Origin of the sequence: Asaia platycodi JCM 25414 (genome assembly GCF_000614545.1) — a bacterium.
Taxonomy (GTDB): Bacteria; Pseudomonadota; Alphaproteobacteria; order Acetobacterales; family Acetobacteraceae; genus Asaia; species Asaia platycodi.
Window position 1 is genome coordinate 1 of sequence record NZ_BAKW01000005.1, and the last position, 20,730, is coordinate 20,730.

At 55.5% G+C, this 20,730-nt stretch carries 17 protein-coding genes, 1 tRNA gene and 1 pseudogene; 10 read left to right on the forward strand and 9 right to left on the reverse strand.

What is annotated here, in order from left to right:
- On the forward strand, positions 1-246 hold a 246-nt coding region (locus JCM25414_RS23875), incomplete at its 5' end, for a hypothetical protein (protein WP_206777950.1).
- A gap of 518 nt (positions 247-764) precedes the next feature.
- On the opposite strand, the gene JCM25414_RS05610 is transcribed toward JCM25414_RS23875, so the two are convergent.
- The 3 genes from JCM25414_RS05610 to JCM25414_RS26495 all read right to left on the reverse strand — a co-directional run bounded on the left by JCM25414_RS05610 (position 765) and on the right by JCM25414_RS26495 (position 3,873).
- On the reverse strand, positions 765-2,102 hold the full coding sequence (locus JCM25414_RS05610; RefSeq protein ID WP_408734870.1) for an SH3 domain-containing protein: 1,338 nt from the start codon (positions 2,100-2,102) through the stop codon (positions 765-767).
- Positions 2,103-2,338: 236 nt separating this feature from the next.
- A complete protein-coding gene (locus JCM25414_RS17535; protein ID WP_369346010.1) occupies positions 2,339-3,199 on the reverse strand; it encodes a phage antirepressor KilAC domain-containing protein in 861 nt (286 codons plus the stop codon).
- Positions 3,200-3,375: 176 nt separating this feature from the next.
- Positions 3,376-3,873: a phenylacetaldoxime dehydratase family protein gene (locus tag JCM25414_RS26495; protein WP_025840993.1), complete on the reverse strand. Its 498-nt coding sequence runs from the start codon at positions 3,871-3,873 to the stop codon at positions 3,376-3,378.
- Between the two features lie 58 nt (positions 3,874-3,931).
- Here JCM25414_RS26495 and JCM25414_RS05635 point away from each other — a divergent pair, with 58 nt between their 5' ends.
- Entirely contained in the window at positions 3,932-4,483 is a 552-nt protein-coding gene (locus JCM25414_RS05635) for a TetR/AcrR family transcriptional regulator (RefSeq protein ID WP_035442768.1), read from the forward strand.
- A 469-nt stretch (positions 4,484-4,952) separates the two neighbouring features.
- Complete coding sequence (locus tag JCM25414_RS05640; RefSeq protein ID WP_025840995.1) at positions 4,953-5,462, forward strand: hypothetical protein; 510 nt, start codon at positions 4,953-4,955, stop codon at positions 5,460-5,462.
- Between the two features lie 81 nt (positions 5,463-5,543).
- Here JCM25414_RS05640 and JCM25414_RS05645 read toward each other — a convergent pair whose 3' ends face one another.
- From JCM25414_RS05645 to JCM25414_RS05655, 3 genes are read right to left on the reverse strand one after another with little or no spacing between them, the layout of a single operon-like run.
- A complete protein-coding gene (locus JCM25414_RS05645; protein ID WP_025840996.1) occupies positions 5,544-5,810 on the reverse strand; it encodes a hypothetical protein in 267 nt (88 codons plus the stop codon).
- On the reverse strand, positions 5,803-6,015 hold the full coding sequence (locus tag JCM25414_RS05650) for a hypothetical protein (RefSeq protein WP_025840997.1): 213 nt from the start codon (positions 6,013-6,015) through the stop codon (positions 5,803-5,805). Before JCM25414_RS05650 ends, JCM25414_RS05645 begins: the two co-directional genes overlap by 8 nt.
- Before the next feature lies 1 nt (position 6,016).
- The gene (locus tag JCM25414_RS05655) at positions 6,017-6,367 is read right to left on the reverse strand and encodes a hypothetical protein (protein ID WP_025840998.1); all 351 of its coding nucleotides are present in this window, start codon (positions 6,365-6,367) and stop codon (positions 6,017-6,019) included.
- A 315-nt stretch (positions 6,368-6,682) separates the two neighbouring features.
- Between JCM25414_RS05655 and JCM25414_RS21460 the strand changes: the two genes are divergently transcribed.
- Positions 6,683-7,906, forward strand: a complete 1,224-nt coding sequence (locus JCM25414_RS21460) for an AI-2E family transporter (protein WP_025840999.1) — start codon at positions 6,683-6,685, stop codon at positions 7,904-7,906.
- Between the two features lie 8 nt (positions 7,907-7,914).
- On the opposite strand, the gene JCM25414_RS05665 is transcribed toward JCM25414_RS21460, so the two are convergent.
- The gene (locus tag JCM25414_RS05665) at positions 7,915-8,235 is read right to left on the reverse strand and encodes an HNH endonuclease signature motif containing protein (protein WP_025841000.1); all 321 of its coding nucleotides are present in this window, start codon (positions 8,233-8,235) and stop codon (positions 7,915-7,917) included.
- Between the two features lie 307 nt (positions 8,236-8,542).
- Between JCM25414_RS05665 and JCM25414_RS05670 the strand changes: the two genes are divergently transcribed.
- From JCM25414_RS05670 to JCM25414_RS05700, 5 genes are all read left to right on the forward strand, one after another.
- Positions 8,543-9,538 (forward strand): tyrosine-type recombinase/integrase, encoded by a 996-nt coding sequence (locus tag JCM25414_RS05670; RefSeq protein WP_025841001.1) that lies wholly within the window; start codon positions 8,543-8,545, stop codon positions 9,536-9,538.
- Positions 9,539-9,752: 214 nt separating this feature from the next.
- Positions 9,753-11,594 (forward strand): type I restriction-modification system subunit M, encoded by a 1,842-nt coding sequence (locus tag JCM25414_RS05675; RefSeq protein ID WP_025841002.1) that lies wholly within the window; start codon positions 9,753-9,755, stop codon positions 11,592-11,594.
- Positions 11,591-12,874: a restriction endonuclease subunit S gene (locus JCM25414_RS22330; protein WP_035442732.1), complete on the forward strand. Its 1,284-nt coding sequence runs from the start codon at positions 11,591-11,593 to the stop codon at positions 12,872-12,874. Before JCM25414_RS05675 ends, JCM25414_RS22330 begins: the two co-directional genes overlap by 4 nt.
- Positions 12,871-13,806: a DUF5655 domain-containing protein gene (locus JCM25414_RS05695; RefSeq protein ID WP_025841005.1), complete on the forward strand. Its 936-nt coding sequence runs from the start codon at positions 12,871-12,873 to the stop codon at positions 13,804-13,806. The genes JCM25414_RS22330 and JCM25414_RS05695 overlap by 4 nt, the downstream gene beginning before the upstream one ends.
- A 45-nt stretch (positions 13,807-13,851) precedes the next feature.
- Positions 13,852-16,950 carry a type I restriction endonuclease subunit R gene (locus tag JCM25414_RS05700; RefSeq protein ID WP_025841006.1) on the forward strand — a complete coding sequence of 1,033 codons (3,099 nt, stop codon included), beginning with the start codon at positions 13,852-13,854 and terminating at the stop codon, positions 16,948-16,950.
- A gap of 212 nt (positions 16,951-17,162) precedes the next feature.
- Here the strand turns inward: JCM25414_RS05700 and JCM25414_RS05705 are convergent.
- Positions 17,163-17,237: transfer RNA gene (locus JCM25414_RS05705), tRNA-Thr, on the reverse strand.
- A 155-nt stretch (positions 17,238-17,392) separates the two neighbouring features.
- A pseudogene (gene glnA, locus JCM25414_RS17555) lies at positions 17,393-18,882 on the reverse strand (type I glutamate--ammonia ligase).
- Between the two features lie 484 nt (positions 18,883-19,366).
- On the opposite strand from glnA, the gene JCM25414_RS24635 reads away from it, so the two are divergent.
- Positions 19,367-20,707, forward strand: coding sequence for an aminotransferase (locus tag JCM25414_RS24635; protein ID WP_025841008.1), 1,341 nt, complete (start codon positions 19,367-19,369; stop codon positions 20,705-20,707).
- Positions 20,708-20,730 lie beyond the last annotated feature (23 nt).

A 20,730-nucleotide genomic window follows, 5' to 3' on the forward strand; every position in this document is an offset into this window, starting at 1 on the left:
TATATTCGTCAGGGACTTAGGAAGAAATCCGGAAAAATTTACCATCTTTATTTCCACTTTTGCAATTTACGAACAGAAAGCATGGAAATGATAGTTTATATTTTACAAAATATTATCTTTTCAAAAAATTACCGTGAGTTTTGGACTGTTTTAGTCTTGAAATGCGTCAATCCTTCTTCGGGGCGGGCGATTAAACAGAATGGACGAAGGATGCCCTTGCTCATACGAGTTGGAAACAGCTTATGAGTTACCATGCGAAACTGGCGGCATTCGCACCTGCAAGGATTGTCGATACATATGTTATCTGCACCAAGCATAAAAGTTAGCTCGCTATCCAAGCGTTGAATCGGCGATTCGAGCCCCATTAGAGTCCGAGAAGCGACTGCCTCACATGATCTAGCGCGGCTTGCAAAATTAGATTTATATATTCAACCGAAGATTGGAGACTTCACAAAAACACATCCGGCTTTTTATCCGACATGCGCTGTGCTGTGCTGTGCTCTATTCGTTCGCACAATGCGCTTTTCCAGAATGCTTGATTTATAAGGAGTTCTGGTGCCAGGTGAGGGATTTAGACCCCCGACCTTCGGTTTACAAAACCTGTTCGTTTATTCCGCAAGTCATTGATATAACTATTATAATTTTCAAAAACTTGCGACGACTTATCCGGCTTTCTATCCGGGTAGGTGCCACGGTTCTATAACCGGCCCATATGCCAAGATGGCGAAAGACCCCCAGATCGAGGATCTTTCGCATCGCCATGGCTATTCGATAAAGCCGACCTCAAACTTTGTCTTGCCGGCAAGCGACTGCAGGTTGGTGTTTTCCGGGTAGGACTTCATGAGCGGGAAGAATACCGACCCGCCGATGATACTACGGCCGTCAGCGTCTTTAGGACGCAAGCCCCAGACATCCTGATATGTCATCGGCACGGTTTGGCCGTTCACGGTCGTATTTCCGATATACATCATGATGTGACCGGGAATGTGAATGAGCGTGGTGAACGGCTTGCCGTTTTTAACGAGATAATCGAGCCGCGTTTCGACATCTGCCTTGCCAAGATCGACGGTGCGGCTTGTCGCCTGGATTTGTGCCAGCGAATTGCGCGGCATGAGGATGCCAAAGGGTATGAGCAGGCTACGCAACTCCGCCGAGCAGTCGTTGTAGAAGTTATAATTGCCCCAACCATAGGGACGATTGACGAGCGAGCGCACAAGCATGGCAATATTGGTGCGATTCATCGCTAGCGGCATCGGCGCAAAGGCTTGATCCTGGTCTGCATACCAGGCGATCTGCGCATGTCCTGTGGCATCGCTCACCGGGATGGCTACCTCGGTCACGCCAGATTTGGCATTCCTGGAAGGCAGAACCGTACCGCTGCGGGCCGTGAAATGAAAAACGTTATCGTCAAAAATCGAGACAGGCTGGCGGGTCGCTGCACCGAGATGTGCTGACGCCATTTTGACCCAGCTATTCACGAACGGCTCACGTGCCTGAGCGATATCCTCATAATGCACCCAGCCTGTGACATCCGGCGAGACAACATATCTCCAGCGATGATCGCGACTGACGGTCAGTGTGTAGACCGGCGTGCCAGGCCGCACAGACGACATCTGAAGATTATCGAACGGATAGCCCTCGCCTGCCTTGCGCGGGTCGTTATAGGCGGGGTCATCTGTCGGGAGCACCCGCACGAGGGTTTCCCGCAGAGCGATACCGCGATTGGCAGCGTGATAGCCGTTATCGATGTCTACCGCAGCGTTATCGCGCACCGCATTTTTCCATGCGTCATCGTGAGTTCTGAAGTTCTGCCCCCAGGACTGACGAGCCGCACCCAGATAAGCATTGATGCCCCAGTCGCGCGTGCTCTCCACGCCGGCTGCGAGCAGCTTGCCCACAAAGACAGGATTCCAAGGGGAATGACCGTCATCACCCATACCGAAATATTGTGATTTCAGCGCCGCGAAATAACGCTGCTGGGTTGCAGCGTCGATAAGGACCGCAGTCGGGTCTGCGCCGGCTAGGATCCATTGATCGACCGACTGCGAGTAGTTTGTAAGAGGGAAAACGGATTTGGTTGGGTCGATATAGTCTGGGTTCAACCTCGCCGTGTCCTGGGGTGAACGATCCGGCCCGCTCTGACAGGCAGCGAGGACGAGAGGTATAATAAGGAAAGACGAACGTAATATATGGGTTGAAACTCTATTTCTCACGGCGTTTCCTTTTATTCATGAAAAATATAGTTTGACTATATATGAAAATTAAAAAATGTAACTCACGATATTTTTATCATTGATACCGCCCATTCCTTTAATACGTGCACATCTACGGCGCACTCTCACGCCACGCTATGCAGCCGCTCAGGCATCAGCTTTTCCAGTCTGGCGAGGCCCTTGGCAGTAATACGCACCTGCTCTGTCACCTTTTCCGTGCCGTCGGGGCGGGTAACGGTGGTGATCTTGTGGTCCAAATCGCCGTTGGAGGTGTGGGCCTGATAGCCCAGCCAGTGATCGGCGCCGGGGCGGCGGTAGATCCAGCCATTATGCGCCAGCCAGTCGAACAGGGCCTTGGGGCGCATATGGAGGTTCTTGGCGGCAGCGGTGATGCACAGACTGCCCTCGGCATTCACCAGCCGATCGTACACCTCCGCTTTGGGCAATGTTTCCGCCAGCGCGGCTTTCTGCCGGGCTACCGTGGCCTGCAACACGGCCAGAGCTCGGGCAGCAAGGGCCTCGGGTGTTTCCTCCGGGGCAGCTGTCATGTAGCCGCCGGTCTTGCGTATGGCGGGTAGGACTTCCTCGAACACCCAGCGCTCGAAGCGTTCGGCCTCGGGGCGCTTGCTACGCACGATAAGGCGGCCATTCACCGTGGCTTTGTCCCAGCGTAAAAGCTGTTGTCCCGCCGCCGCGTAGAAACCTCTGTTCAGGAGCGCGACAAGCGTAGAGCTACGCATGGCGGCACTGCCCACATTGAACTGCCACGACAGAAGCGCCCCCTCCTGCCACGGAGCCAGCGAAACATGCACCGCTTCGAGCAATGTCTTACGCAGCCCGGCCAGCGTTTTGCCTGCGAGATCGAGCGCCTCTGTTTCTGTAACGGATTTCGTGACAGCCGTGACGGGCGAGCCATCACCGAGGAAGCGATTGCCAATCCCGATAGTCCAATACCCGGCCGGGCAGAGATAGGGCGCAAAACGCAGCCCCTAGATATCGTCCCGACGCAGAAGCGCCAGAGCGATTTCCAATGAAGCGATCGTCAATCATGTCTCCAAAACGAAAAAAGCCGCCCGGGTTGGGCAGCTTGGGTTAAGATCATCGTCAGCTATTGGTGTCAGCCGAACATATTCAGGTCGATATCAGGGATACCAGAGCGCATTCATTCCACTAGTTCAGGCGCGTGCTGCGTTGGCTCGTTTGCAGCGCCCCCTTGAATTCTCGACCGAGCCGACGCGAAAGGCCCCGTTGGGCTTCTCTCAGGGGCGAAATGCTGCAAGCCAACAGGTTGATCCATCGCGACGTATATAGCCTCGATACCGCCACGGGCATGATAGGTTTCATGCCAAAAACCCGCACCCGCCGTCATCTCTCGTATACGGCGCCACCAGTCGGCATGCGGTTCGCTGCGCGTAAAACGCTCGAGCGCATCTATATCGCGCCAGTATTGACGAAAACCGATATGCGTCAAACTGAACCTCAGTCTTTCGTCAGCAAGCAGGCCATCTGGGCGATCACGAGCAATTTGCGCCAATCCCTGCCCGATCCGTCGCATGGCAAGCAGGCTACGCCAGCCTCGCATCCGAAAACCGAGCATGATCATCACGAGATCGGGATACGCAGAAAGGTCGACGGATTGGCGGTTGATTGCGGCTTGCATGATGCAGCTCCATGGAGTTTACAATGTAAGCATATTGAGTTTGGTGTACATTGTAAACATGAACGATTCCGTTTCTAGCGATCTGCGGACACGCCTTGTCGCCGCAGCCTTGGCGTCCCTCGAGCGAGGAGAAGCAGTGGGGCTGCGCGCCGTAGCTCGCGAAGCTGGCGTGTCAGCCATGGCGCCCTACCGACATTTTCGAGACAAGGAGGCTCTTCTGGCCGCTGTGGCTCTGCATGGTTTCGAGACGCTTCGCGAAGTATTACTGGCGGCAGATCAACAGCCGGATGCCCAAAAGGCCCTACTTGCACAGGGCGAGGCCTATGTCGCTTTTGCCCGGCGTCAGCCTAAGCTTTTCCGCCTGATGTTCGCCGGACATGATGGCGGGCCACCACCTGTTGAAGACAATGCATATGGCGTCATGGTCCGGCGGGTTCGGCAAGTCGCGCCCGATAACCTGGAGGCCGCGACACTCGCCTGCTGGGCCGCGGTTCACGGCCTCGCCACGTTGGCTCTCGATGGTGGACTATCGCCTGCCGGATCATCCTGCGAACGTGCGGCCATTATGCTGGTGATCAGAGGCCTGCATGGAGATGGTGCTACTGAGTGAGGAGGAACGGGAAGCGTAACGACCGACCGCTCCCGCCCTCATGTCGGACATTGTTCTATATGGCATTTTCTTGGGAAGCGGACATCTTCTGATTATATATTAATAATATCGAATACTATCCAAATCCAATGGAATACAGGGTTGGAACGATAAGGTCTGTAAAATGATTAGAAATTTGATACCAATCGTAACATTCGGCACAAACACATTAAACTCAGTTTTATATCCAGAATCGTCGCAAAGAGAAAATAACAGTGAAGCTGAAATAGTTCGTAGTTTTATAATTTCTGGTCGGTTGCGAGGTTTTTTTTGTGAAACCCTCATAACATTTGAAGGAATCACTAGGCGTGATCGTCCATCAGCAATAGGAAGTACACATATAAACGCAAAAACCTATCAAACTGATATTTAAAATATTGGCATAAGAATCAGGATTAAATTTACCCCTCCTACTATCAACATAAACCATATGAATAGAATTAACGATGCGCTTTCTTTGCAAATTCTCCCACTGAGTACCGGAATGGAAATGGGAAACTTCCATTTAGATGACAAAATTTATCCTTTGTACAAGCAAGACGGTGGAATTATGGAATCAGTCCGCTGCATGGACAAGGTGCATGAGTTATCTAGAGGCTTAGGATGTAAAGGTGTGGGTAAAGCTGCTGCAATTAAACTCGGCTTAAAACTCACTCAAAAGTATGGGATTGGTAAAGACGAGCTGTTCTATAGAGGGTTAGGTCGCGCTAAAACCAAGGCTAAAAGAAAAAGCGTAGCCAACGTAGTCGCAGAATGGGCAGATGGCGACAGTATCGCAGCACACTATGGTTTTGGAATGGACCTATTCTGTAGTGAGGACTTTGGACGAAGTTCCAAAAAGGCATCGGTGCTTGATGAAAATCACAGGTGCTGGCTAAAATCTGATTTTGATATCGGCTTTGTGACGCTCAATGACCTTGCCCGAATGCTAACAGAATAGATTGAAGTGGTTTTATTATGTAGCTTCTTTCCCAATCGGCGGACTACAAGCGGGCCGTCTCTTATCCCCCCCTATTTCAGCCTAACGGACCGCCGCCGAATTGGCTCGATGAAGGGCCTCTCGCAGCGGTCCATTCTGCGCTCGCAGCTCCTCGATCAGCTCGAGATTAACCTTCTCCCGTGCCTCTAGATTGTCGACGCGGGCATTCAGCTGGTCGATCTCCTCCTGCTGCGACGCGATGGTGGCCTTCGAACTCGACGCCCCGAAGCCGATCAGCCAGCGGATGGTGAAAAGCAGCCCGCCAATAACCGCGACCCACCAGGGCTGCGGGGGCAGGTTCTCAGGCATTGCCCATCCTCCCCAACGCCGCCCGGATATTGAGCAGGGCAAGTGCGCCATAGGCCGCGATCGCAGGCACGTCAGGAATACGCAGCCGGTTGAAATTACGCACCGCCCGCGCCGCGAGTTCGGGATTGACTGGCTCGAGATCCGGCAGGAGGGACCGGCCGGCACGCAGGCGCGCCTCCCAATCCTTCCGGCTCAGATCCAGCATGTCAGTTCCTTCTGTTCATCGGGGGCAGGTCGTCACCCCAGCCGCTATCGAGGCCGGGCAAGGCGGGTTGATCGTCACGCGGGGCTGCGAGACGGGTATGCGCGTAGGGAAGGGCGGCCTTGGCGGCATCCGCGCGGATGGCGGCGGCCAGGCCTCGATTGCGGTAGATATGCGTGAGGAAGGCCAGCGGCGAACAGGCTGCCAGATCCTGCGGGCTTATGCCGCTCCGGGCATCGAGGCCGGGCGCAAGCGCCGAAGGATCGACCACGAGCGGGCCATTCCAGTCCACCTGCTTCCTGTTCCGGCTGCCCTTTTTGCGTCCGGCGCCAGGAGGTGCGCCACCGTGGGCCATTTCTACTCCCTTTCCTTGATAACTTGATTTCCTTGATAGGCCGGAAAATCCACCGCTGAGCCCTGGGCGGTTGCGGGGGTAGGGTCCGGCCGGACTTTTGTCTCGCCCCCTCGGGGGCAGCGGGGCGGGGTTTCGCGGGTGCCAAGGCAAAAGCCTGGTCTTTGAGCGAAAACGCTTTATTCGAAATCCACTTCATCGTTTGCAATCGATTTCGCGTCTGTTCCGTTCTGTTGGTAATGCACCGTAACCAATTGGCACTATGATTAGCTTTGCTCTTTCTCAGCCGATCCAACAATGAACGGAACGAACGAACACATGGCCTCTCGTCTCATTTCTGAACGTCATCCCTGGGTAAAGTATCTCGCACTCATCAGTATGGGGGTGGCGATCTATGCCGGGGCAATCTGGATCTCGTTCTCGCTTATTGTCGCTTTGGCATGGGGCGCAGTCATCGCCATTGCTGTACGGCCGATACAGCGCAAACTTGGTCAGTTTATCGGTGCGAAAATGGCAGCCGTCAGCCTTATCGGGCTGACATGCGTGCTCTTCACGATCATGGCTGGCATAGCGGGTTATGGCGCGGTGACCGAAATCGGATCGCTTTCAGAAAAAGCCCACCATCTCATTACCCCTCACCAAACATCGGCCCCGGCGAACGGCCCTGAAGCCGCCGCGCAAGACCATGCCGCATCGCCACAGAATGACGAAAGTGCGGGAAAGCCCGAGCCGTCAGATCATAGTGGGGAAGAAGCAGGCTCGGGCGACAGTGCGACGCCAGCTCTGCCGCCTGCCGTCTCAGCTCGGATCGACAAGGTCAAAAGCGTTCTTCCAGCAAGTCTCGCAAACAAGATCGACCCGCAACAGATCATGAAGATGGCCAAGGCCCAGGCCAAGTCGATCTCCAAGATCGCAGGACTCGCGGCTTTCAAAATCCTCAAAAGTATCCCGCATCTCCTAGAAGCCTTTTTCATCGCCATGCTGACTGCAGCATGCTGCCTTCTTTCCTACGGGCGGGTCACTTCATCTCTTCGCAGGGTCAGTATCGAGCTCACCCAGCGTGACGACATTCTTCTGCACATCGTTCGCAGCATTCGTGGTGCCGTCAACGGACTGGTTCTTGTCGGTATTGGTGAGGCCCTCGTCTGCTCGCCCTTGATCTTCATTGCCGATGCTAGCCACGCGGTTATCCTGACGATCCTTCTGGCCATTGCTGCCTCGATCCCCTTCTGCGGCTATCCGGCGGCAATTCTCGTAGGCGGTATCGTCGCGGCTTCAGGGTCGATGAACATGGGCATTGCCGTTGCCGGCTGGGGACTTTTCGTTCTGTTCTGCGGTGAGCATTTCGCCCGTCCGAAGTTCATCTCCGACGAGACCCGCCTGCCATTCCTGCACACGATGATCGCCATTCTAGGGGGCCTGCACATGCTCGGCCTGGTAGGCCTCTTCATCGGGCCGGCCATTGTGGCTGCCGCTCACATGCTGTGGTGCGAACTCGATGGCTCACGCCGAGGCCAAGAGAGCTCAAAACAAACGGCCTGACTGGCTTCCTAAACGGTTTCACGCCAACGGATCGCCCGAACGCGGGCGGTCTTGGTGCTGTGGCAGGGGCCGCAGAGCAGCCGGACATTACCCGGATCGAGCGCCGCGCCGCCGTCTTTCAGTTCATGGATATGATCACCGAAGATCCGGCACCCGGTACGACCGCAGGCCTCACAGCGTCGGCCACGCTGGGCCCGGAGGCGGGACATCAGGCCACGCCATTCAAGCGAGAGATAGATGGTTTGTGTCTGCTTCGGCAGCGCCGTTGCAATACCGGTCTTGATGCTACGAACCACTGGCAGGACGCATTGCAATCTGCGGACTGCCATGGATCGTCACTCCAGAAATCAGGCACAAAAAAAAAAGACGCCTGCCCGAATGGGGAAGCGTCTCGCGATCTTGGCAAGGAGAAGACTGCAAAAATGGAAATATTGGAAGGAAAAAATGCAGGTCAGGCGATTTTTCTAGCTGTGACCGCCCAAGCTTCCTCGAAGCGGGCTTTAGCTGCGCGTGTCGCTGCGCCTCATTCAGAGGCTTTGCGCCACGGGCGCTGCGCGCCGCCAAGATCGGTTCTGTGTGGCGCATAACGACGTCAGCGATTGACGACTATCTCGATCAGGAGGCCAGCAGGCCGTCGTGCCCAGCAATCTCTACCAAGCCGCAAACGGCACCTATTACGCTCGGATCCAGATCAGGGGGCGCGACATCCGCCGATCGCTACGCACGACTGATCGGCGTACAGCCCGGCAGCGACTCAAAGAGCTGCTCGAAAAGGCGGAAGACCAGCGCGCCGGCATAAAGCCCCCTGAGGTCAGGAACTGGGAAGACGCCGTGGTGCGGTGGGAGGAGCTGCAATTTGCCGATCTGCGCCCCAGCACCCAGACGCGATACCGCACGAGCCTGCGGCAGCTCCACCCCTATTTCGCGGGGCGGGATATCAGCCTGATTACCTCCCGCGATGTGCATGAGTTTGTGGCGGCCAGACGACGCACCAAGACCTCTGGCGCCACCATACGCCGCGACCTGATGGTAATGGGCCGCATCATGCGTGTGGCGCGTCGCGCCGGCTGGATTACCGCCAACCCGGTGCCGGACGAGATGGAGGAGATCAAGGAGCGCCGCGAACCCATCAGGTCCGTGGCCTTGCGCGACCTCGCACGCCTGACGCGTCGCGCCCCACCCGGCATGCGCGACATGATCCGCTTTCTGGCCCGGACCGGCTGCCGGCAGGAAGAGGCCGCCTCGCTCTCATGGGAGCAGCTGGGCCTCAACGCCCCCTGCCCCACCGTGACCTTTGCCAGAACGAAGACGAGATCGCCCCGCGTGGTCAGACTCTCGCCCAGGCAGGCCAGAGAGCTGCAACGCAGCCGCCCGGAAAACGCGAGCAGCTACGTGTTCCGCAACCCGTCAGGACAGCGCTACACCAACGTCCCGGGCCGCTTCCGCGTGCTTCTGGCCAGCGTCATACCGGACAAAGCCCGCCACTTCCGCTGCCACGACCTGAGACACACCTACGCCATCCGCGCCCTGCAACAAGGCGCCTCGATCTATGATGTGTCCCAACAACTCGGCCACAGCTCGGTCAAGACGACGGAGATCTATGCCGCCTGGTTGTCGCATCGGATAGGATAAGAAGAAATCATTACCTGCCGGACACACCTCTATAAACAAGCCTGACAGACTAGCCGCATGAGCCCTGGAAGGTTAGCATCAGGACATAGTGTTCTATGTCCTGGTCTTCTTGATGAATGGCTCTGTTGGATACGCCCCTTTAGTGCTCAGCCCTCAAGGCTGAAATCCGACAGGCCTCAGGAAGCCAGAAAACCGTGTATTCAGGGCTCCTTGTATGAACCACCAGGCTTTATCTTCTTTCATCTGGTCCGTCGCGGATCTGCTGCGTGGGGATTACAAACAGTCGGAATACGGGCGGGTCATTCTCCCCTTTACGGTGCTCCGCCGTCTGGACTGTGTGCTTGAAGCGACCAAACCGGCGGTTCTGGCGGAGTACGAAACAAGGACGAAAGCGGGCCTCTCTGATCCCTCGCATTTCCTGCTCAGGAAGGCCGGACAGTCATTTTACAATACCTCGCCGCTCGATCTGGAGACGCTGCTGGGCGATCAGGATCATATCCGCCAGAATCTCTATGCTTACGTGCAGGCTTTCTCCCCCGCAGCGCGCGACATTTTCGAGCGCTTTGACTTCTATGCCCAGATCGAACGCCTGGCGAAGGCAGATCTGCTTTATCTGGTGACCGAGAAATTTGCCAAGATCGATCTGCATCCTGATAGGGTCGATAATGGCCAGATGGGGCTGGTTTTTGAGGAGCTGATCCGCAAATTTGCGGAAATCTCCAATGAGACTGCCGGTGAGCACTTTACCCCACGTGAGGTCATTCGCCTCATGGTCAATCTGATCTTCATTGAAGATGACGATGTGCTGACCTCAGGCAAGGCCGTTGTCCGTGCCATTTATGACCCAACTGCGGGTACCGGCGGCATGCTTTCCGAAGCCGGGGAGTTCCTGCACGAGCACAACCCCTCAGCCCGCCTCACGATGTTCGGTCAGGAACTCAATGACGAGTCCTATGCCATCTGCAAGGCAGACATGCTCATCAAGGGGCAGAACGTCGCCAATATCATTGCCGGCAACACCCTGTCGGATGACGGGCATGGCGGGGAAAAATTCGACTACATGCTCTCCAACCCGCCTTTTGGTGTGGAGTGGAAAAAGGTCGAGAAAACCATCCGCAAGGAGCATCTGGACAAGGGGTTCGATGGGCGCTTCGGCCCCGGCCTGCCGCGCGTGTCTGACGGGTCGATGCTGTTTCTCATGCATCTGCTCAGCAAGATGCGTCCGGCTCAGGATGGCGGCAGCCGCTTCGGCATTGTCCTGAACGGCTCGCCCTTGTTTACGGGCGGGGCGGGTTCGGGCGAGTCAGAAATCCGACGCTATGTGCTGGAGAATGATCTGGTCGAGGCCATTATCGGTCTGCCGACGGATATGTTTTATAATACCGGCATTGCCACCTATGTGTGGGTGCTCTCCAACAAGAAGCCCGCACAGCGCAAGGGGCGTATTCAGCTCATCGACGCATCGAGCTTCTGGCAGAAAATGCGCAAAAGCCTTGGCAGCAAGCGCAAACAGATGAGCGACGAGCAGATTGCAACCGTCACGACCCTGTTCGGCGCCTTTGTGGAGGCCCAGCAGGCCACGGTGCTGGATGCAGAGGGCAAGGAACTCAGCCGTGCCATTCTGCGTGAGGGCGAGCCTGCCCCCGAAGCGCCGGCAGGCGGCAAGGTGAAGCTGGCCCCGATTTCACGCATCTTCCGCAATGAGGATTTCGGCTTCACAACGCTCACGGTTGAGCGCCCGCTCCGTGACGAAAAGGGCAAGATCGTGCTTGGCCTTAAAGGCAAGCAAAAGGGCAAGAAACAGCCCGACAGCACGCTACGCGACACAGAAAACGTCCCGCTTTCGGAGGATATTGGCGCCTATTTCGCCCGAGAAGTCCTGCCCCATGCGCCGGACGCCTGGATTGACGAGACCAAGAGCAAGATCGGCTATGAGATTCCGTTCAACCGCCATTTTTATGTCTTCGAGCCACCGCGCGACCTGCATGAGATCGATGCGGATCTGAAAGCTGTCTCTGCCAGAATTATGGCAATGCTTGGGGAGCTGGCAGAATGAGTTTGCTTGCTTATCCTGAGTATAAAGAGAGTGGCGTTGAGTGGCTTGGGGAGGTGCCCAAACACTGGGGCTTAATACGTTTACGCTTTGTCGGAGCATTCAATCCTTCAAAATCAGAGTTAAATTACCTCGACGATGAAGAACACATTTCATTCCTGCCGATGGAATCGATCGGTGACGATGGGTCACTAGATTTACAAATTACACGTCCACTTTCAGAAGTTCGAAATGGCTATACCTACTTCAGAAACGGAGATGTTACTGTTGCGAAGATTACGCCGTGCTTCGAAAATGGCAAAGGTGCGCTTATGCGTAACCTTATAAACGGCGTTGGTTTTGGTACAACCGAACTCATTGTAATCCGACCTCAGCGTGATCGGACCATAGGTAGCTATCTAAATTGGCTGTTTCGCTCGCCGATATTTCGCAGGCTAGGTGAAGCAAGCATGTATGGTGCAGGTGGGCAGAAGCGCGTTCCAGATGATTTTATCAGGAACTTGCATTGGGCGCTTCCTCCAATCAACGAACAAGCCGCCATTGCAGCATTTCTCGACCGTGAGACCGGAAAGATTGATGCGCTGATTGCAGAGCAGGAAAAGCTTCTCGACTTGCTTGCCGAAAAGCGTCAGGCCACCATTTCCCACGCCGTCACCCGCGGCCTCAACCCCAACGCCCCCATGAAAGACTCCGGCATCGCATGGCTCGGCGAAGTGCCGGAACATTGGGCGTCAAAGCCTATAAAGCGCGTCATTACTTTTCAGCGCGGCCATGATCTCCCTTTGGAAGAAAGAATTGACGGACCTTTCCCTATTGTTTCTTCTGCTGGAATATCTGGAAAACATAACATACCAATTACTGAAGGAGCGACCATCGTTACAGGAAGATACGGAACAATAGGGGAGTTTCATTTAATATCAGATCCGTGCTGGCCCCTTAATACTTCATTATATTCAATATGCATGCACGGAAATTGTCCAAAATATCTATTTTATATGCTCGAATCTATCAAACAACTATTCGTTCTCCACTCTTTGAAAACGGCAGTACCAGGAGTTGATAGAAATGACATTCATCCACTGGGTATTTACATTCCAAAAATTCATGAACAAGAAGCAATTGTCTTCCATCTTGATTACGTAATACGCAAAATAATTATACTCCGCGAGAATGTAATACAGGCGATTATTTGCCTTAAAGAACGCCGCAGCGCCCTCATCGCCGCCGCCGTCACCGGCAAGATCGATGTCCGCGGTGCGATATCTAAGGACAATGCGGCATGACCGATATCCAGCTTTTCCGACTCTCAAACGGCGTCGCAACCGAGCTCTCAAGTCAGACCGCCAAGCTGGAACGCGATCTGCAAATACTAATTGAAGCCAATATGGCGACCTGTCTGGGTGTGCGCTTTTTGGCCCGTGAACACCCAACCGGCAAGACGCATCGAGGGCGCATCGACTCACTCGGTCTGGATGAAAACGGTTGTCCGGTCATTATTGAATACAAACGCCATAGCACCGAGAACGTCATCAACCAGGGTCTCTTCTATCTGGATTGGCTAATGGACCATCAAGCCGAATTCCGGTGGCTGGTGATGGAAAAACTCGGCAAGGAGGCAGCAGGGCAGATCGAATGGACAGGGACGCGCCTGCTCTGCATTGCAGCCGATTTCACACGCTACGACGAGCACGCCGTGCAGCAGATCCCACGCAATATCGAATTGCTGCGCTACAAGCTTTTCAGCAATGATCTGCTACTGCTGGAACTGGTGAATGCCCAGAGCGTGCCGGATGCCACGTCAGTCAAAACCATAGCACCTGAAAACGGGCCTGCGGTCCCTCAGCCCAAAGTTGCCACGGGTAAAGACAAGTCAGTCGAAGAATGGCTTTCCGCGGGATCGACAGAGTTCAGAGAACTTTATGACCAGATTGTTAGCTATTTGAACAGCTTGGGCGATGATGTCCAAGAGAAGCGGCTTAAACTCTATACAGCGTTCAGACGCTTGAAAAACTTCGCCTGTATCGTAGTTTACGCCAACCGCTTCCTCGTCATGTTGAAGATCGACCCCGCAACCGTCACGCTTGAAGAGGGCTTCAGCCGCGACGTAACTCATATAGGTCATTGGGGCTCTGGCGATCTTGAAGTGACAATCCGAACGCTTGATGATCTGGAGCGGGCCAAACCACTTTTTGAACGTAGCTATAGCGAAAGCTGAACACTTCAGGTCATTCCGGCATAAAGTGAACGAACAGGGCCCTTGATGAGCACGCTGCACCAGGAACATCACTTCGAGACCGAAATCTGCCAGAGCCTGGCTAGCCAGGGCTGGTTGTATGCCCAAGGCGATGCGGCGCTCTATGACCGGACCAATGCCCTGTTCATGCCCGATCTGTTGGCCTGGATTGAAGAGACCCAGTCGGAGAGCTGGCAACGGTTGACCAAGACGCATGGCGCCCTGCTGGACGAGCGCCTTGCCGAGCGCGTGCGCAAGAACCTGAATGAGCGTGGCACGCTCGATGTGCTGCGCCGTGGTGTCGAGATGCTGGGCCTCAAAGAGCCTCTGATGCTGGTGCAGTTCAGACCCGCCCTGGCCATCAATCCAGTCATTCAGAAGCACTATGAGGCCAATCGGCTGCGCGTGGTTCGGCAGGTGCGGCACTCAGTCCACAACCCGCAAGACGCGGTTGATCTGGTGCTGTTCGTCAATGGCGTGCCGGTTTCGACTGCCGAACTGAAATCCGACTTCACTCAGGGCGTCTCAGATGCGGTTGACCAGTATCGCTTTGATCGCGATCCACACCCCAAGGGCAAGCAGAGCGAGCCTCTACTGAACTTTCCGGGCGGCGCGCTCGTGCATTTTGCCGTCAGCCAGACAGAGATCATGATGACAACCCGCCTGGCCGGGCCCTCGACCTATTTCCTGCCCTTCAATCGCGGCAATCATGGCGGGGCGGGCAATGCGCCCAACCCTGAAGGTTTCGCAACGTCCTATCTGTGGGAAGAGGTCTGGGCGCGCGAAAGCTGGCTCGACATTCTGCATCGCTATCTCATCGGCAAGCGTGATGAGAAAAAGCAGCTCAAGAGCGTCATTTTTCCGCGGTATCATCAGCTCGATGCTACCCGCAAGCTCGTGGCCGATGTACTGCAGAAAGGCGCTGGAGAGCGCTACCTGATCCAACACTCGGCAGGGTCAGGCAAGACCAACTCTATTGCCTGGACAGCGCATTTCCTGGCGGATCTGCATGATGCAAATCACAAGAAGATTTTCGATACCGTGCTTGTCGTCTCGGACCGCACGGTACTGGATACCCAGCTTCAAGAAGCCATTTTCGATTTTGAGCGTACGCATGGCGTGGTTGAAAGCATCTCGAATGAGCATGGCAGCAAAAGCGCCCAGCTCAGCCAGGCGCTCAAGAATGGCAAGAAGATCATTATCTGCACCATCCAGACCTTCCCGTTTGCCTTGCAGGCCGTGCAGGAACTGGCTGCTACAGAAGGCAAGCGTTTTGCGGTGATTGCGGATGAGGCCCATAGCTCGCAAACCGGTGAAGCCGCCTCCAAGCTCAAACAGCTGCTCTCAGCAGAGGAATGGGCCGAATATCAGGATGGAGGTGAAATCGATACTGAGGCCCTGCTAGCCGCGCAGATGAAATCTCGCACGGATTCGAGCGGTCTGACCTATATCGCCTTTACAGCGACACCCAAGCAGAAGACGCTCGAACTGTTTGGCCGTCCTGGCACAGATGGCAAGCCGCTACCTTTCCATGTGTATTCTATGCGTCAGGCCATTGAGGAACGTTTCATTCTCGATGTCCTGAAGAATTACACAACTTATAAAATGGCCTTCAAGCTTGCGCATGACGGGCAAGAATTTGACGAGGCACAGGTCGAGCGCAGTGCAGCGATAAAGGGCATCATGCAATGGGTACGCCTACATCCCTATAATATTGCGCAGAAGGTCCAAATCGTTGTTGAGCATTATCGAGAGAATGTTCAACCTCTGCTGAATGGCAAAGCAAAAGCAATGGTTGTTGTTGCTAGCCGGAAAGAAGCCGTGCGCTGGCAGAAAGCCATACGAGTCTACATCACGAAGCAGAACTATCCGCTTGGTGTTCTCGTGGCTTTCTCAGGAGAAGTTGAGGATCTGGAGAGTTATCCGGCGCCCGTAACGGAGACCAGCAAGGATCTCAACCCCGGTCTCAAAGGCCGCGATATTCGCGACGCCTTCGCTGAGCCGAATTACCATCTTCTGCTGGTTGCCAATAAATTCCAGACAGGGTTCGATCAGCCTCTCCTGTGCGGCATGTATGTCGACAAGAAACTTGGTGGCATTCAGGCGGTACAGACCTTGTCTCGCCTCAATCGCGCATACCCGGGCAAGGACACGACTTACATCCTTGATTTCGTGAATGATGCCGGCGAAGTCCTGAAGGCATTCAAGACCTATTATGAGACGGCAGAGCTTGAGGCGACGACCGACCCGGAAAAGGTTTTCGATCTGCGCTCCAAGCTTGACGCCGCAGGCTGCTATGATGATTTCGAAGTCGAGCTGGTCGCGAAGGTCGAATTAGACCCCAAAGGCACGCAGGCACAGCTACAGGCTGCAATAGCGCCGGTCGCCGATCGACTGTTGAAGCGTTACAAGGCTGCCCAAGCCGACAAGGCCGCCGCTGAGGCACAAAAGGATGAGTCTGCTGCTCAGGCCGCCCGCGATGCGCTGGAAGCCCTGATTTTGTTCAAGGGTGATATGGGCGCATTCATTCGGCTCTACGCGTTTCTGTCGCAAATATTCGACTACGGAAATACCGATATCGAGAAGCGCTTCATGTTTTATAAGCGTCTCATTCCCCTGCTCGAATTTGGTCGCGAGCGCGATCAGGTCGATCTCTCCAAGGTTACTTTGACGCATCACAGCCTTCGCAATACGGGCACGCTGCCATTGCACCTCGACCAAGGTGACTCTCAAAAACTTCCTCCCATGAACGCGACCGGTAGCGGTTCTGTGCAGGAGAAGCAGAAAGCTCTCTTGGAAGAAATCATTCAGACGGTGAATGGCCTTTTTGATGGTGAATTGAGCGAGAACGACCAGCTCGTTTATGTGAATGGAGTTTTGAAGGGTAAGCTGCTGGAAAATGCCATGCTTGTCGAACAGGCCGCGAGCAACAGCAAAGAGCAGTTTGCGAATTCTCCGGACCTGAACAAAGCCCTCATAGACGCGATTATGGACACGCTGGAGGCCCATCAGATTATGAGCCATCAGGCGCTCAATTCTGCTCGCGTTCGCAGCGGCTTGAAAGAGGTCCTTCTAGGACCAGCGCAACTCTATGAGGCGCTCAGAGAGCGATCCGCACCCCTTTGAACGAATAAATAAGACCGGTTTGGGCTCAGCACGCGCAGACCGGTCTCTACGTCTTTGAGGCTTGCTGTAAAAACGCTCTCAACCCGAATGATAGTTTTTACTCTCGAAAACTGAGCTGATTTATATCCGGCTTTTTATCCGACATGCCATGCGCTGTGCTCTATTCGTTCGCGCAATGCGCTTTTCCAGAATGCTTGATTTATAAGGATTTCTGGTGCCGGGTGAGGGATTTGAACCCCCGACCTTCGGTTTACAAAACCGCTGCACTACCACTGTGCTAACCCGGCATAAGCGTGGATGGGTCGCTTTTCGACGGTAAACAGCAATTCGTCAAGATCTTTCATGCCGAACAAGGCACCGATCCCGATTTACGTCCCCCACTCAGCCAGACCGGCCTGCTGATAAAAAAAAGCCCGGCGCGAAAGCCGGGCTTTTTCTCGGATCAGACCGAGTAGTACATTTCGAACTCGGCCGGGTGCGGCGTGTGCTCGAACTTGTAGACTTCTTTCCACTTCAGCTCGATGTAGCTCTCGATCTGGTCCTTGGTGAAGACATCGCCTTCGAGCAGGAACGAGAAATCGACTTCGAGGGCCTGAAGGGCTTCACGGAGCGAACCGCAAACCGTCGGGATCTGGGCCAGTTCGTCCTTCGGCAGTTCGTACAGATCCTTGTCCATGCTTCGCCCGGGTGGATCTTGTTACGGATGCCGTCGAGACCGGCCATCAGCATGGCGGCGAAAGCGAGGTAGGGGTTGGCGGTCGGGTCCGGGAAACGGACTTCGATACGCTTTGCCTTCGGGCCGACCGAATACGGGATACGACACGAAGCCGATCGGTTGGCTGCCGAGTAAGCGAGCAGAACCGGCGCTTCAAAGCCCGGGATCAGACGCTTGTAGGAGTTGGTTGACGGGTTGGTGAACGCGTTCAGCGCCTTGGCATGCTTGATGATGCCGCCAATGTAGAACAGCGCGTCTTCCGACAGGCCAGCATACTGGTCGCCGGCGAAAAGCGGCTTGCCATCGCGCCAGATCGACTGATGCACATGCATGCCCGAGCCGTTATCACCAGCGATGGGCTTCGGCATGAAAGTAGCCGTCTTGCCATAGGAATGGGCGACGTTATGCACGCAGTATTTGTAGATCTGCATGAAGTCAGCCGACTGAACCAGCGTGGCGAACTTTGTGCCCAGCTCGTGCTGCGACTGCGCCACTTCATGGTGGTGCTTTTCGATCGGCAGTCCCATTTCGCCCATCGTCGAAAGCATTTCAGCGCGCAGGTCGCCTTCGCTGTCGACCGGAGCAACCGGGAAGTAGCCGCCCTTGACCACCGGACGATGGCCCATATTGCCTTCCGGATAGTCCTTCATCGAGGCGTCGGGGCCCTCAATGCTGTCGAGCTGGTATGTGCCGTAGTGCGGGCCAGTACCGAACTTTACGTTATCGAAGATGAAGAACTCGGCTTCAGGGCCGAAGAAGGCCGTGTCGCCCAGACCTGTCGTCTTCAGATAGGCTTCGGCTGCCTTGGCGGTCGCGCGCGGGTCACGGGCATAGTAATTGCCGGTGCGAGGCTCGACGATATCGCAGATCAGGATCAGCTGCGGCTTGGCCGAAAACGGGTCCATGACGGCCGTCGTCGGGTCGGGCAGAAGCACCATGTCGGATTCGTTGATGGCCTTCCAGCCAGCGATCGACGAGCCGTCGAACATGAAGCCTTCAACGAAGGTGTCTTCTTCGATCGTCGTGTGCCACTGCGTCGTGTGGTGCCATTTGCCCTTCGGGTCGGTGAAACGCAGGTCGACCAGTTCGACCGAGTGTTCCTGCATCAGCTCGAAGACGCGCTTTACAGCGGCGCTATCCGGCTTGCCGGGCTTGGCATGGGCTGCATTCGGGGAAGACGCAGCCTTGGAAGCCGCGGCTGGAGCTTTTTTCGCCATTTGTCAAATACCTGTATCTGCCTCAAGGGGCCGCACTGATCGGCTGCAAAACGATTAGGACAGGATTCGCGAACTGTCGAGTATTCCAAAGGCTTTTTGCAACGCACGACGCACGAAAAGCCGCATTCGTGCCCCCCTTGCGAGGTCGTCAAACACCTTTCGGAAGCAAAACGACGCATGGCAGACCAACAGAAAAAGCATATCGGATCGCGTCATTCCCTCATTCCTGATCTTTTCGATGCCCCACGCGACTGTGATGCGCATGTACGTCACGTAACGCCATCGCGACCGGAATCCGGCCTCGCCTCTTCACTGGGATGAAGCACCCCTCGGTACAGCCTTTGCGCCTTCGACTGCATGACGCTCAATTTCTGACCTTTCAGATTCAAAAGCCTTTTGCTCCGAACGTTTTACAGCCGGGATTAAGCCGGTATCATACCTTATTGCTTTTGCAGCCCTTGTCCCTTTGCAGCGCAGGCCCGGCATGAAAACTCCCAACGCCTTTCTCGGCTCCTTGCCGACCACCATCTTCACGACAATGTCCCAGCTTGCCATGGCCCATGGCGCCATCAATCTAGGGCAGGGTTTCCCCGATATCGAAGGACCAGCCGAACTCATCGACGAAGCAGCAAAAGCGCTGAAAGACGGGCGCAATCAATATGCGCCTCTTACCGGCCTGCCTGAACTGCGCGAGGCAGTGGCACGTGCCAACAAGCGCGATTACGGCCTCGACATCGACCCGTCTCAGGAAGTGATCGTCACATCTGGCGCGACAGAAGCGCTGGCTGTCAGCCTGATGGCACTCATCGAACCAGGCGACGAAGTCGTGCTGATCGAGCCGCTTTACGACACCTATCTGCCCGTACTGCGCCTGCTGGGCGCCGTGCCGCGCTGCGTGCGGGTCGAAGCACCGGACTGGCATCTGCCGGAAGACGCGCTGCGCGCCGCATTTTCGGATAAGACCAAGCTGATCGTACTCAACTCGCCGATGAATCCCAGCGGCAAGGTGTTCACCGCACAGGAACTCGATCTGATCGCCTCGCTCGTTCTCGCCCATGATTGCTACGCATTGTGCGACGAGGTGTATGAGCATCTGACGTTCGGGGTAAAACATATCCCGCTCATGACACGCCCCGGCATGCGGGAACGCGCCATACGTATCGGCAGCGCGGGCAAGAGCTTCTCGGTCACCGGCTGGAAGATCGGCTACATCACCGCCTGCCCAGCTCTGGCCTCGGTTATCGCCAAAGCGCATCAGATCATCGCCTTTTCGAGCGCACCCAATCTGCAGCGCGCTGTGGCGAAGGGGCTGGATCTGGGAGAGCCTTTCTTCACCTCACTTTCCGACAGCCTGCGCGCCAGACGCGATCTGTTTGCCGAGGGGCTACACGCGCTGGGCTTTCCCACACTGCCCGCCGATGGCAGCTATTTCGTTGTGGCCGATATTACCGCCCATGCCAGAGGCCGTGATGACGTTGCATTCTGCCGTGATCTGGTGACCGAATCAGGCGTTGCTGCCATTCCGGTCTCGGCTTTCTACGACCCGCAGGGCACCGAGCCGCCACGCCATCTCATCCGCTTTGCTTTCTGCAAGACCGAGAGCGTTCTGCGGGAAGCACTCGATCGCCTCGCGCGCCATTTCAGCCCTCAGGAGGCTGATACGCCGTCATTTTGGCGGTCGGCACACGTTGGTCCAGAGGCTTCTCCTGCGGCGTTGCCTGGTTTTCGGATGCCGCTTTTCCGGGGTCGGCTGTTTCGGGGCCGTTCTTACCCGACGCAGCTTCTCAGGAGCACTCGAACCCGCTTTATCGGAAGTAACCGATGAGCCCCCGGTCTCGACATCACCCG